The organism is Roseateles sp. P4_D2 (assembly GCF_056401875.1).
Genome location: NZ_JBFUIM010000011.1, coordinates 22,766 through 34,606 on the forward strand (window position 1 = coordinate 22,766; position 11,841 = coordinate 34,606).

15 protein-coding genes are annotated in these 11,841 nt (G+C 68.3%); 7 read left to right on the top strand and 8 right to left on the bottom strand.

What is annotated here, in order from left to right; translation table 11 throughout:
* Positions 1-63: 63 nt before the first annotated feature.
* From AC1DW0_RS19570 to AC1DW0_RS19590, 5 genes are all read right to left on the bottom strand, one after another.
* Positions 64-1,047, bottom strand: coding sequence for an ABC transporter permease (locus tag AC1DW0_RS19570; protein WP_457324536.1), 984 nt, complete (start codon positions 1,045-1,047; stop codon positions 64-66).
* Entirely contained in the window at positions 1,047-3,236 is a 2,190-nt protein-coding gene (locus AC1DW0_RS19575; RefSeq protein ID WP_056199576.1) for an ABC transporter substrate-binding protein, read from the bottom strand. The genes AC1DW0_RS19570 and AC1DW0_RS19575 overlap by 1 nt, the downstream gene beginning before the upstream one ends.
* Positions 3,237-3,386: 150 nt before the next feature.
* A complete protein-coding gene (locus AC1DW0_RS19580) occupies positions 3,387-4,376 on the bottom strand; it encodes an LD-carboxypeptidase (protein WP_457349898.1) in 990 nt (329 codons plus the stop codon).
* Positions 4,376-4,918, bottom strand: a complete 543-nt coding sequence (gene tadA, locus AC1DW0_RS19585; RefSeq protein WP_457443175.1) for a tRNA adenosine(34) deaminase TadA — start codon at positions 4,916-4,918, stop codon at positions 4,376-4,378. The genes AC1DW0_RS19580 and tadA overlap by 1 nt, the downstream gene beginning before the upstream one ends.
* A gap of 13 nt (positions 4,919-4,931) precedes the next feature.
* Positions 4,932-5,444 carry a winged helix DNA-binding protein gene (locus tag AC1DW0_RS19590; RefSeq protein ID WP_056197829.1) on the bottom strand — a complete coding sequence of 171 codons (513 nt, stop codon included), beginning with the start codon at positions 5,442-5,444 and terminating at the stop codon, positions 4,932-4,934.
* Positions 5,445-5,492: 48 nt separating this feature from the next.
* Between AC1DW0_RS19590 and pxpB the strand changes: the two genes are divergently transcribed.
* Genes pxpB through AC1DW0_RS19620 form a run of 6 tightly spaced genes read left to right on the top strand, consistent with a single transcriptional unit; the run spans position 5,493 to position 10,473 of the window.
* On the top strand, positions 5,493-6,152 hold the full coding sequence (pxpB, locus tag AC1DW0_RS19595) for a 5-oxoprolinase subunit PxpB (protein WP_157281628.1): 660 nt from the start codon (positions 5,493-5,495) through the stop codon (positions 6,150-6,152).
* Entirely contained in the window at positions 6,149-7,081 is a 933-nt protein-coding gene (locus AC1DW0_RS19600) for a 5-oxoprolinase subunit C family protein (RefSeq protein ID WP_056197831.1), read from the top strand. The genes pxpB and AC1DW0_RS19600 overlap by 4 nt, the downstream gene beginning before the upstream one ends.
* Positions 7,066-7,800 carry a 5-oxoprolinase subunit PxpA gene (gene pxpA, locus AC1DW0_RS19605; protein WP_056197833.1) on the top strand — a complete coding sequence of 245 codons (735 nt, stop codon included), beginning with the start codon at positions 7,066-7,068 and terminating at the stop codon, positions 7,798-7,800. The genes AC1DW0_RS19600 and pxpA overlap by 16 nt, the downstream gene beginning before the upstream one ends.
* A 14-nt stretch (positions 7,801-7,814) precedes the next feature.
* Complete coding sequence (locus tag AC1DW0_RS19610) at positions 7,815-8,531, top strand: DUF969 domain-containing protein (protein ID WP_056197835.1); 717 nt, start codon at positions 7,815-7,817, stop codon at positions 8,529-8,531.
* Positions 8,528-9,487: a DUF979 domain-containing protein gene (locus tag AC1DW0_RS19615; protein WP_477947491.1), complete on the top strand. Its 960-nt coding sequence runs from the start codon at positions 8,528-8,530 to the stop codon at positions 9,485-9,487. The genes AC1DW0_RS19610 and AC1DW0_RS19615 overlap by 4 nt, the downstream gene beginning before the upstream one ends.
* Positions 9,487-10,473 (top strand): DUF72 domain-containing protein, encoded by a 987-nt coding sequence (locus tag AC1DW0_RS19620; protein WP_477947493.1) that lies wholly within the window; start codon positions 9,487-9,489, stop codon positions 10,471-10,473. Before AC1DW0_RS19615 ends, AC1DW0_RS19620 begins: the two co-directional genes overlap by 1 nt.
* Before the next feature lies 1 nt (position 10,474).
* Here AC1DW0_RS19620 and AC1DW0_RS19625 read toward each other — a convergent pair whose 3' ends face one another.
* The 3 genes from AC1DW0_RS19625 to AC1DW0_RS19635 all read right to left on the bottom strand — a co-directional run bounded on the left by AC1DW0_RS19625 (position 10,475) and on the right by AC1DW0_RS19635 (position 11,518).
* A complete protein-coding gene (locus AC1DW0_RS19625) occupies positions 10,475-10,663 on the bottom strand; it encodes a hypothetical protein (RefSeq protein ID WP_056197841.1) in 189 nt (62 codons plus the stop codon).
* 92 nt (positions 10,664-10,755) lie between these two features.
* Positions 10,756-11,298 (bottom strand): 2'-5' RNA ligase family protein, encoded by a 543-nt coding sequence (locus AC1DW0_RS19630; RefSeq protein ID WP_477947495.1) that lies wholly within the window; start codon positions 11,296-11,298, stop codon positions 10,756-10,758.
* 4 nt (positions 11,299-11,302) lie between these two features.
* Complete coding sequence (locus tag AC1DW0_RS19635) at positions 11,303-11,518, bottom strand: hypothetical protein (protein WP_457321476.1); 216 nt, start codon at positions 11,516-11,518, stop codon at positions 11,303-11,305.
* Positions 11,519-11,621: 103 nt separating this feature from the next.
* Between AC1DW0_RS19635 and AC1DW0_RS19640 the strand changes: the two genes are divergently transcribed.
* Entirely contained in the window at positions 11,622-11,834 is a 213-nt protein-coding gene (locus AC1DW0_RS19640) for a hypothetical protein (protein ID WP_157281630.1), read from the top strand.
* Positions 11,835-11,841: the final 7 nt, after the last annotated feature.

Below are 11,841 nucleotides of genomic sequence, written 5' to 3' on the forward strand. Positions count from 1 at the left end.
CCGTCCGAAGGGCATGAGCGCCCCCTCGGGGGGCAGTGAACGAAGTGAACGTGGGGGCCATCGTCATGAAAGCCTCACCCGCGGATCCACCCAGGTGTAGGCGATGTCGATCAACGCATTGCTGGCGATGTAGAGCAGCGCGCCGAGGAAGACCATGGAACGCACGATGGCGAAATCCTGACCCGTGATGGCCTCGATGACGAAGGCGCCCAGGCCCGGTATGCCGAAGAAGCTCTCGAACACCAGGCTGCCGAGGAAGACGTAGGGCAGATAGCTGCCGGCGCTGGTGATGATGGGAATGAGGGCATTGCGCAGCACATGGCGGCTCAGCACCCGGCCCTCGCTCAGGCCCTTGGCGCGTGCGGTGCGCACATAGTCCTTGCCCATCTCCTCCAGGAACATCGCGCGGTACAGCCGCGCCTCGCCACCCAGCCGCGACAGCAGCGACAGCAGGATGGGCAGGGCCAGGAACCTGACCGCATCCAGCCCCGGCGCGAAGCCGTTCATCGGCACCAGCCTGAGCACACGCGCAAACAGGAACTGGCCGACGATGATGTAGAACAGGCTGCTGATGGACAGCATCAGCACGCACAGCACCACGCCCCAGAAGTCGATCTTGCTGTGCCGGAAGAACACCAGCAGCAGCGCGAAGGCGATGCTGACGATGACCTGCAGGATGAACAGAGGCAGTGCCAGCTGCAGGCTGACGCCCATGCGCACCTTGATCTCGTGGCCGATGTTGATGGCCTGGCGCGCATCGCTCTTGCCGAAGTCCAGTGCGAACAGGCTGATGGAACGGTCCCACAGGATGGTGTGCGTGACCCGCTCCGCCCCAGTCTTGCTGGCGTCGAAGTACAGCGGCTTGTCATAGCCGCGCTCGGTCTTCCACTTCTCGATCTGCTCCTGCGTGACGCGCTTGCCGCCGATGTTCAGCCGCGCCATGTCGTCGGGCGTGTTGACCGAGAAGAACAGGAAGAAGGTGAAGAGATTGACACCGACGAGGATGGCCAGGCCATAGCCCAGGCGGCGCAGCATGAAGCCCAGCATCAGGCTTTCCTCTCGGTGGCTTGTTCACGGGCCTGCCAGGCGCGACGCGTCGCGATGAAGACAGCCAGCCCACCGCCTGCCAGCAGCAGCAGCGGCCACCAGACCGGCCGATTCCACTCGGCGATGCTGCGCGTGCGCTCCTGCGCATCCACGCGCAGGTAGCGGGCGCGGTCACGCACGACGACGCCCGGCTTGCCGTTGTGCACCCAGCGCTGGAAAGCCACGCCAGAGTAGCTCCAGAAACCCCAGGCCCATGGCGAGTCCTGGCGGGCGACGTCGTTCATCTGCGCCATGACCCGCGCCTTTTCAGGCCCGTCCTCCAGCGACTGCAGCTTGCGGAACAGGCGGTCGAACTCCGGGTTGGCGTAGTTGGCCGTGTTCTCGCCCTCGTGCAGGCTCTTGCTGTTGGGCCCATAGAGCAGGAACAGGAAGTTCTCGGCATCGGGGTAGTCGGCGAACCAACCCCACCAGAAGATCTGGTGCTTGCCCTTGAGGATCTTTTCCTGGAACTGGTTGAAGTCGGTGGCCCGGATGTCGAGCTGGATGCCGAGCTTGGCGAACTGGCGCACCATCCAGTCGTTCTCGGCCTTGAGCTCGGGCGTGATGACGCGCTGGAAGTCGTAGTTCAGCACCAGCGGCTTGCCGGTCTTCACGTCACGGCCGTCGGGGTAGCCGGCTTCGGCCATCAGCTTGAGGGCGTCCTGCAGCGGCCGGCGCACGGGCTTGCCGTTGACGAGCGTGTGCGTCACCGGGTTGAACTCACCGGGCTCGCCCTCCTTCGATCCGAACACACCCGGCGGGATGGGGCCGTGGGCCGCGTCGCCGCCCTTGTCGCGGAAGATGCGGCCATAGCCCTCCTCCCAGTCGATGGCAATCGAGATGGCCTGGCGCAGCGCGCGGTTGCGCTTCTGCTGTTCGGGCGTGTCGCCCTTGCCGACGACCGGGTCCAGCCAGTTGAAGCCGAGGTACCAACTGCTGATGTCGACATCCATCGGCAGCTGGAAGCCACGCTGCTCGAAGAAGGCCCGCACTTCGTCGGAGTCGTCGCGGTCGACCGCGAGGTTCACGCCCCAGTCGGCGCGGTCCATCTCCGGCAGGTCGAGATAGCCCTGCTTGAACAGCTCCTTGATCGGCACCTTCTCCTTCACGTTGATGGCCACGACCTTGTCGACGAAGGGCACGCGCTTGCCGCAATCCGCCAGCCGCCCGGCCTCAGCGTCGCCAGGGCTGCCATCGCAGGGGTAGGTGTCGGGCCGGTAGTTGGGGTTGCGGCTCATCACATGGCGGCGGTCCTGCACATACTCCGTCATCATGAAGGGGCCACTGCCCACCGGCCACTGATTCCAGGTCAGCGAATTGGCGGCCATGCCGGGCTGGGCGTAGAAGGCGTCCACCTCCCAGGGGATGGCGGCCGTGAAGTTGGTGGCCAGCCAGTAGCGCCACTGCGGGTAGCGGCCCTTGAGGCGGATGCGCAGCAGGTGGTCGCCCACGGCCTGAGCACCGGCGAGCGGCCAGCGGCGCAAGTCCAGGAAGGGCTTGTCCGCCAGGCTCTCGGCTTGGCCGGCCAGCTGGCTGGCGCTTTCGCGCTTTATCTGCGCAACATAGTCCTTCAGGCCCAGGACATGCTCGGAGAACACGGCCTGGACCGGGGTCTCGATGCGCGGGTTGGCGTGGCGCTTGAGCGCATAGACGAAATCCTCGGCGACCACCTCGCGCGTGCCCAGCTGCTTGAAATCGAAGGGGCTGCGCTTGTCACCCAGCTCGCCGGGCGTGAGGTGGTGGTAGAGGTAGCCGCCCTTGGCGTCTTTCGCAAAGGCCGGGTGGGGCGACCACTTCAGGCCCGGGCGGATGGGAATGTCGTAGACCGCCTCGGCGATCTGCTCGTCCGGCGCGTCGTCGGGCAGGCGCTGGCCCTTGGCATCGAGGTAGTAAGGCTGCGCCAGTCCGGCGGCCGCGCGTGGGATCAGCGTGTAGGGCCGCTTCAGCGGGTGGTAGCCGTAGGGCGGCTCGCTGATCTCGTAGGTGTAGGTGCTTTCGGGGGCCGTGTACGACGAGGTCGGATCCAGATAGCGCGGCGAGCGCTCGGCAAAGGCCATGTAGAGCGTGTTCTCGCGCTCGGCGCCGAGAGGATGGGGGCTGTTGTTGCAACCGGACAGCAGGCCGAACGCCAACGCGCTCAAGGCTCTCACCGCCCAACCGAAAACTCCCGCCACGCCGACACCCTCAAACGACAAGCGCCCCGGCGGCAGGCCGAGGCGATAGCGGGAATCATAGTCGGGCACTCGTCTATACAACGCTGCCCGCCCCCGAGAAAGCGGCGAGGAAAAACCGGGGTGACTTCAGTGATGGTGATGGTCGTGACCGCAGTCATCGCCGCAGTCGTCATCGTGGTGATGCGCGCCGTGCGCCAGGCGCGGGTCCGACTGCCAGCCCAGGATGGCCTCGCGCCGCTGCACATAGAGCTCCACCGTGCCACCCACCGGCAGGCAGACCTTGGTACGCACATGGCCGAACGGCAGGCCGGTCAGCACCGGCGTTTTGGTGCGGGCGCGCAGCGCGGCGACGGCGTCCTTGATGCCATAACCACGATCCAGCGGCGACTTGGCCGCGCCGCTGAAGTCGCCCAGCAGCACGGCCGCCTGCGCATCGATGACGCCGGCCTGCTGCAGCTGCAGCAGCATGCGCTCGACGCGGTAGGGATGTTCGTTGACGTCTTCCAGGAACAGGATGCCGCCCTTGACCTTGGGCCAGTGCGGCGTGCCAAGCAGCGAGCACAGCACGCTGAGGTTGCCCCCCCAGAGCCGCCCGCGCGCCTCCAGGCCGTCGAAGCCACCGGTCGGCTCGCGGAAGCCTACGGCCTCCAGCGCGCCGCTCATGGCTTCCAGGAAGCAGTCGCGCGTGACCTCGTCGACACCGCCATCGGCCTCACTGCGGCCGAAGTCGTCGCAGGCCAGCGGGCCGGCCCACATCGACAAACCCTTGTGGCGAGCGATCAGGCCGTTCTGCAGCGCCGTGAGGTCGCTGTAGCCGACCCAGCGCGTGCCCTGCTCGACGCTGCGCGCGATGCGGCCCCAGTCGAGCTGGTCGAGCAGGCGCGTCAGGCCGTAGCCACCACGCGTGGCCAGTGCCACCGAAGGCGCAGCATCGGCAATGCGATGCAGGGCCTCGAGGCGCGCCGCGTCGTCGCCAGCGAAGCGTTGATGCTTGGCCAGCGCATCGGCGTCGGTGCTGACCTCGAAGCCCAGCTGCGTCAGCCGCCTGGCGGCGCGCTTCAGCGGCTCGGCCTTGGCCAGGACACCCGACGGCGTGAACAACGTGAGTGAGGTCATCAGGATTCGTCCAGTTCGGTGGCTTCGCCGGTCGGGATCAGGCCCTGACGTTCGGCACGGCGCGCACGTGCGGCCTCGCGGCGTTCGGTGAAGAAGTCGCGCAGCAGCTGCGCCGACGCGTCCGCCAACAGCCCGCCTTCGACGGCGGTGTGGTGATTGAGCTGCGCCTGGCCGAACAAGTCGATGACCGAGCCGGCCACGCCCGTCTTCGGGTCGCGCGCCGCGAACACGACGCGCTTGAAGCGCGCATGCATCAGCGCCATCGCACACATCGCGCAGGGCTCCAGCGTCACGAAGAGCTCGCACTCGGGCAGGCGGTAGTTCTCCAGCAAAGTGGCGGCGTGGCGCAGCGCGACGATCTCGGCATGGGCCGTCGGATCATGCGTCGTGATCGGGCGGTTGTAGCCGGTGGCGATGACCTGATCACCGCGCATGATGACGGCGCCCACCGGGACCTCACCCACCAGCCAGGCGTTCTGCGCCTGGTCCAGTGCGAGCCGCATGGCTTGCTCGTCGGCTGGCGTGAAGATAGGCACTGTCATGAAGGCAGGCAGTTTAGAGCGATGCCGCTGACCGAGACGCCTGGTCGTAAAGCCCCGACAGCAACCGCATCAGCTGCGCGCTGTCGCCGATGTCCTGGTTCTGCTGGCCGCTGTCCGCCAGCGCCTCCATCAGGCAGCGCTCACGCACCTGGCGGTAGGCCTCGCACAGCGCCTGGCCCTGCTCGGTGGTTGAGAAGAAGGCCTCCTTGCCGATTTTCTCGCTGCTCACCAGCCCCATGCCGACCAGCTTGCGCAGCGAGTAGGCGACGACATGGGTGTCCTCCACGTTCAGCACGAAGCAGATGTCGGCCAGCTTCTTCTTGCGGTCGCGGTGGTTGACGTGGTGCAGCAGCGAAATGTCCAGCGCCGCCAGGTCTTTCATGCCGGCGGCGGCCATGCAGCGCACCATCCAGCGGTTGAAGGCATTGCTGACGACGATGAGGCCGAACTCGAACTCCGACAGCTCGGCGCTCTTTTCAGACACCAGATGCGAGGAAGACACGATGCTGCGAACCATGATTGACATGATAAACACGTCTCGAATACAAATCGTATACGTTTTATTGAAATTCAAATGAGTACCGCGCTGCCCGACCTCCTCATTCGCCCCCTGGGCGAAGCGGCGCTGTGCTGCGCGGTCGATGCACCCATCGCGATCGAACACCAGCAGCGCATCTGGCAACTCGGCGCAGGCCTGGCGCAGGCCGAAGGCGTACTCGGCCTGATCCCGGGCATGAACAACCTGACGCTGACCTTCGACCCGCTGCACACCGACGGTCAGGCGCTCGAGCAGGCCGCCCGCGCGCTTTGGGCCAGGCCGCTGCGGCGCCAGCAGGCGGGCCGCCTCGTCGAGATTCCCGTCAACTACGGCGGCGCGCATGGCCCCGACCTGGGCGACGTCGCCACGCACTGCGGCCTCTCGGTCGACGAGGTCGTGCAACGCCACACCGAGGCCGAGTACATCGTCTACTTCATCGGCTTCCAGCCCGGCTTTGCCTACCTCGGCGGGCTGGACGCCTCGTTGCACACGCCGCGCCGCAGCGAGCCCCGCACGGCAGTGCCGGCTGGCAGCGTCGGCATCGGCGGCGCGCAGACCGGCATCTATCCGCTGGCCACGCCGGGAGGTTGGCAGCTCATCGGCCACACCGCCCTGCCCCTGTTTGACCCCAAGGCCGAGCCGCCCACGCTGCTCGCACCGGGTGACCGCGTGCGCTTCGTGGCGGACCTCGCATGATCGAGTTGCTGCGCGCCGGCCCGCTGACCACCGTGCAGGACCTCGGCCGCGAGGCCTGGCGCGACCGCGGCATCAGCCGCTGCGGGGCGCTGGACGACATCGCGCTCGCCTGGGGCAATCTGCTCGTCGGCAACCCCGTCGACGACGCCGGCCTCGAGTTCACCCTCGGCCCCGCCACACTGCGCTTTGGAGCCGACTGCTGCATTGCCGTCACCGGCACCGATGCCGACGCCAGCCTCGACGGCCGCCCGCTGCGCCCCTGGTGGCGGCAGCGCGTGCAGGCCGGYCAGACGCTCAAGCTCGCCGCGCCGCGCGAGCGCATGCGCAGCTATCTGCTGGTTTCCGGCGGCATCGCGCTGCCCGCCGCCCTGGGCTCGCGCAGCACCGACCTCAAGGCCGGCTTCGGCGGGCTCGGTGGTCGCGCGCTGCGCGATGGCGATGTGCTGCCGCTGGCCGCGCCCGAGCGCTTGCCCGCTCGCAGCATCGGCATCCGCGCGCCTGACTGGGGCGCGAGCGTGCGCGTGCTGCCCGGCCCCGAGCACAAGGACTTCTCTGCCACTGCGCGCGAAGCTTTCTGGGCGGCCGACTGGCAGCTCACGCCGCAAAGCAATCGCATGGGTTACCGCTTTGCCGGACCCGCCCTGAAGCGCGAGCGCGGCGCCGAGCTGGCCTCGCACGGCGTGCTGCCTGGCGTCATCCAGGTGCCGCCCTCGGGCCAGCCCATCGTCTTGCTGGCCGATGCGCAGACGACAGGCGGCTATCCCAAGATCGGCGTCGTCATCCGCGCCGACCTGTGGAAGCTCGGCCAGCTGCGCCTCGGCGCCACATTGCGCTTCACCCCCTGCACCACCGACGAGGCCCTCGCCGCACTGCGCGAGCGCCAGGCCACGCTGGCCCAACTGAGGACTGCCCTATGCATGTCGACCTGAACGCCGACCTCGGCGAAGGCGCACCCGACGACGCCGAGCTGCTGGCCCTCGTCAGCTCCGCCAACATCGCCTGCGGCTGGCATGCCGGCGGTGCGCGGCTGATGCAGACGACCGTGGTCGCAGCACTGGAACGCGGCGTGGCCATCGGCGCCCACCCCAGCTACCCCGACCGCGAGAACTTCGGCCGCAGCGAGATGCAGCTCGCACCGGCCGATGTGAAAGCCGACCTGATCTACCAGATCGGTGCCCTCGACGCCCTGGTGCGCGCGGCCGGCGGCCGACTGCATCACGTCAAGCCGCACGGCGCCCTCTACAACCAGGCCGCGCGTGATCCGGCATTGGCCGATGCTGTCGCCGCCGCCGTGCTCGACGTCAACCCAGCACTGGCTCTCTACGGCCTTGCCGGCAGTGAACTGCTGAAAGCGGCCGAGCGCACCGGCCTGCGCGCCGTGGCCGAGGTGTTTGCCGACCGCGGCTACCGCGCCGACGGCAGCCTGGTGCCGCGCAGCCTGCCCGGCGCCTTCGTCGAAGACACCGACGAAGCCGTCGCCCGCACGCTGCGCATGGTGCGCGAAGGTGTCGTGCAGGCCGTCACCGGAGAGATCGTTCCCTTGCAGGCCCAGACCATCTGCCTGCATGGCGACGGCGCCCACGCCCTCGCTTTCGCCCGGGCGCTGAACCAAGCCCTCACCCAAGCCGGCGTGCAACTGCGCCCCTGACCGGAGTCTTTTTCATGACTGCAGACGTTTCCCTGTGGCCGCTGATCGGCGTCGCCGTCGTCATCGTCGGCTTCGTGCTGCGCTTCAACCCCGTCCTCGTCGTCGCGGTGGCCGGCATCGCGACCGGCCTCGCGGCCAAGCTGCCGCCGGACCTCATCCTCGCCAAGCTCGGCACCGGCTTCGTAAAGACGCGCAACCTGCCGCTGACCCTGCTGCTGCCCCTGCCCATCATCGGCCTGCTGGAGCGCCACGGCCTGCGCGAACGTGCCCAGACTTGGATCGCAGGCATACGCTCGGCGACGGCGGGCCGTCTGCTGGTCGTCTACCTCTTCATCCGCGAGACCGCCGCGGCGCTGGGCCTGACGTCGCTGGGCGGCCATGCCCCGATGGTTCGGCCCCTGGTCGCGCCCATGACCGAAGCCGCCGCCGAGAAGACCCACGGCCCCGTGCCGCAGGCCGTGCGCGACAAGTGGAAGGCCATGGCCGCAGCGACCGACAACGTCGGCCTCTTTTTCGGCGAGGACATCTTCGTCGCCTTCGGCTCCATCGTGCTGATGCAAACCTTCCTGGCCGAGAACGGCATCGTCACCGACCCGCTGCACATCGCGCTGTGGGGCATCCCGACGGCCATTGCCGCCTTCGTCATCCACGCCGCGCGGCTGATCCGGATGGACCATCGCCTGCCGCAGGACATCGCCCGCGCCCGTGCTGAAGAGGAAGCCAAGCCATGACCGCCCTCCTCAAGCTCGACCAGCTCTTCCTGCTGACCGGCGCCGCGCTGCTGATCGTCGCCTGGCTGACCTGCCGCGACCACAGCAATCCGCGGCGCTGGAGCAGCGGCCTGTTCTGGGCCCTGTGGGCCGTCATCTACCTGGTCGGCGACAACCTGCCGCCCGTCATCTGCGGGTTGATCGTCCTCATGCTCGCCGCGCTGGGCGGGCTCGGCGGCGTGTCCATCGGCAAGCATGGCCAGCGGGAGCCGGCCGAACGCCAGGCCAGCGCCGCGCGCCTGGGCAACAAGCTCTTCCTGCCCATCCTGGCCATCACGACACTGGCCCTGGTCGGCACGCTGACGCTGAAGGACGTTCACCTCGGCGGCCTGCTGCTCGTCGAACCCAAGAACGTCACGCTGATCAGCGTCGGCCTCGGCGCGCTGGTCGGCCTGGTTGGCGCCTTGTGGATGACGCGCGAACGCCCCATGCAGGCCCTGCGCGAGGCGCGCCGCCTGCTGGAGACCATGGGGCCGGCGGTCCTGCTGCCGCAGCTGCTGGCCACGCTGGGCCTGTTGTTCACCGACGCTGGCGTCGGCAAGGCCGTGGCCCATCTCACCACCAGCTATATCCCCGTCGACAACGCCTTGTTCGCGGTGGCGGCCTATGCCCTGGGCATGGCCCTGTTCACCATGGTCATGGGCAATGCTTTCGCGGCCTTCCCGGTCATGACGGCCGGCATCGGCATCCCCATCCTGCTTGGCATGCACCACGGCAACCCGGCCGTGATGGCCGCCATCGGCATGTTCTGCGGCTACTGCGGCACACTGATGACGCCCATGGCCGCCAACTTCAACATCATCCCCGCCGCCCTGCTCGAGCTGAAGGACAAGAACGCCGTCATCCGCGCGCAATGGCCCACGGCGCTGCTGCTGCTGGGTGTGAACATCGTCCTGCTGAAATTCCTGATGTTCTGATGCAGGACGAGTTGTTCGGCGGCGACTTGCCGCTCAAGCGCCCGCGCGGCGTGCAGCCCGCGCCGCCCATGGCCGCGGACGAAGCGCTTGCTGCGGCGTTGTCGCCTCACGTGCACCTCGGCACCTCGACCTGGAGCTACCCCGGCTGGGAGGGGCTGGTCTGGGCCGGCAAGCACAGCGAGGCCACGCTGTCCAAGACCGGCCTGACCGCCTACGCCGCCCACCCGTTGCTGCGCGCCGTGGGCATCGACCGCGGCTTCTACCGGCCGATTGCGGCCAGCGACTTCGAGCGAAATGCCAGCCAGGTGCCGCCGGGCTTTCGATTCACGGTCAAGGCACCCAGCCTCGTCACGGATGCGCTGCTGCGCAGCGAGGACGGACGCGGCCAGGAACTCAACCCGCTGTTCCTGGATCCGACGGCGGCAATGCAGGATTTCATCGAGCCCGCTTTCGAAGGCCTGAGCGCCACGATAGGCGCCCTCGTCTTCCAGCTCAGCCCCTTGCCCGGGCCGCTGCTTGCGCGCATGAGCGAGCAGTTCGACCGGCTGCATGCACTGCTGCTGGCCCTGCCCAAACCACCTGTGGGCGTCATCGCTGTCGAGGTACGCGACGCTGCCTGGCTGACTCCGGATCTCGCGGCCCTGCTGCGCGACACGGGCGCGCGCTACTGCGTCGGCCTGCATCCCAAGCTGCCGCCGCTGGCCGAGCAACTGCCGCTGCTGCGCGCGCTGTGGCCGGGGCCGCTGGTGGTGCGATGGAACCTGAACCGCCTGCACGGCCCCTATGGCTACGAAGAGGCCGAGAAGCGCTATGGCGAGTTCAACGAGATGCTGGACCCCGACCCCGAGACGCGCGCCGAATTGGCCCGCATCATCCGCGGCACGGCGGGCGCGGGGCAGGATGCTTTCATCACCATTTCCAACAAGGCCGAAGGCTCGGCGCCGCTGAGCGTTCGGGCGCTCGCTCAAGCCATCGTCGACGGCTGACTCAGCGCTTGGCCGGCAGCTGGGGCTCCGGCAGATTGCCGCCCTCTGCTTCCCAGCGGCTGACATCTTCGCGATGCTGCTTACCGTCGTGGCGCACGCGGCGTTGGTGATGCTTCTGGCCCAGGTGCTGGACCAGCTTCATGGTCAGGGCCGAGGTGGCGAGGACGGCAAGAACGGGCTTGAGGATCATGGTGGCCTCCGCTGGCAGGGATTGCTTGATCGTGGTCGATCCGCAACCACGCGCCCGTCGGCCGCCAGCTTCACGGGCTGTAGGAGCAGACCTCAGCCCTGCAGCGGCCAACGTGCGATGACGTCATGCTGCGTCAGGCCCTGGGGGCTGGAAACGAGGACGAGCTCGCTCGCCGTCCAGCCCGCCAGGTCGACCTCCCAGGCAGGCGCCGGGCGCTTGTCGTAGCGCAGCGTCAGATGGGGCTCATAGTCCTTCACTGCCGGCAGGCCATGGTCAACCAGTCGATCAGCCAGCGCGTCGCGCAGCTCGCGCACCGCCTCCAGGCTCTGGCCGCCGGTCAGGACGAAGGGGTGCTGGAGTGCGCCTTCGCGACCCCAGCTCGCAAAGCGCTCGAAGCCGACGTCGAAGGCCGGCCAGACAAGCTCGGCCGCCGCGCGCATCGCCCGCGCCACGAGCTGCGGGTCAGGCTCACCCTCGAAGCGGCCGAAGTAGTGCAGCGTGATGTGGAAGATGCGGCTCGGCCTGAACCGCGGCACGAGGCCGCGCGCCACATGTTCGGCGGCTGCGGCGCGCGCAATGCGCTCGGCCGCCTGTTCATCCGGCCGCAGCGCGAAGAAGAGCTTATGGCCGGCCACGGCCTCAATTGGTGGCAGCGGAGGCGGCCTCGGCCGCACGCTTGGCGGCTTCGTCGACGCTGCTCTGCACCTGCTCGCCAACGGCCTTTGGCATGGGCAGGGCGGCACTGGCCGCCGGTGAACCAGGCGGCGGCTTCAAGGCCGAGGCCTGCTTCTTGACCAGCGACAGCACGATGGCCGCGACGATGACGAGGGCGAGAAGGCTGAAGGCTGCGCGCATGAATTGCTCCGTGAAGGCGCGGCAGCTTAACGCTCCGGCCGCGAACCCTGAAGCCCACGCGCCACGCAACGCTGCCGCAACGCCTGGCCACCACAGTCGCTGCATGTCGATGGACGAGAACACCACCCGGCTGCGAGCACTCGCGGCGCCGCGCTGCGGTCTGCTCACCTGGTGGGCACCGGGGCCGGGTGCGTTCAGCGCCCGCGTGGTGCTGGACGATGGCAGCCAGCGCGACTTCGACAGCCCCTTCGAGCTGGCGCGCTTCCTGAGCACCCCTATGTCGAATGCACCGGCCACGTCGAGCGGCCTGCGCTGACCTCGCA

Bases quoted from the DNA above. Each gene is read 5' to 3' on its own strand.
- pxpB (WP_157281628.1), top strand. From the start codon at position 5,493: ATGAGTACCGCGCTGCCCGACCTCCTCATTCGCCCCCTGGGCGAAGCG.
- AC1DW0_RS19580 (WP_457349898.1), bottom strand. From the start codon at position 4,376: ATGACCTCACTCACGTTGTTCACGCCGTCGGGTGTCCTGGCCAAGGCC.
- AC1DW0_RS19620 (WP_477947493.1), top strand. From the start codon at position 9,487: ATGCAGGACGAGTTGTTCGGCGGCGACTTGCCGCTCAAGCGCCCGCGC.
- AC1DW0_RS19635 (WP_457321476.1), bottom strand. From the start codon at position 11,518: ATGCGCGCAGCCTTCAGCCTTCTCGCCCTCGTCATCGTCGCGGCCATC.
- AC1DW0_RS19615 (WP_477947491.1), top strand. From the start codon at position 8,528: ATGACCGCCCTCCTCAAGCTCGACCAGCTCTTCCTGCTGACCGGCGCC.
- AC1DW0_RS19590 (WP_056197829.1), bottom strand. From the start codon at position 5,444: ATGTCAATCATGGTTCGCAGCATCGTGTCTTCCTCGCATCTGGTGTCT.
- AC1DW0_RS19570 (WP_457324536.1), bottom strand. From the start codon at position 1,047: ATGCTGGGCTTCATGCTGCGCCGCCTGGGCTATGGCCTGGCCATCCTC.
- AC1DW0_RS19610 (WP_056197835.1), top strand. From the start codon at position 7,815: ATGACTGCAGACGTTTCCCTGTGGCCGCTGATCGGCGTCGCCGTCGTC.
- AC1DW0_RS19640 (WP_157281630.1), top strand. From the start codon at position 11,622: ATGTCGATGGACGAGAACACCACCCGGCTGCGAGCACTCGCGGCGCCG.
- pxpA (WP_056197833.1), top strand. From the start codon at position 7,066: ATGCATGTCGACCTGAACGCCGACCTCGGCGAAGGCGCACCCGACGAC.
- AC1DW0_RS19625 (WP_056197841.1), bottom strand. From the start codon at position 10,663: ATGATCCTCAAGCCCGTTCTTGCCGTCCTCGCCACCTCGGCCCTGACC.
- tadA (WP_457443175.1), bottom strand. From the start codon at position 4,918: ATGACAGTGCCTATCTTCACGCCAGCCGACGAGCAAGCCATGCGGCTC.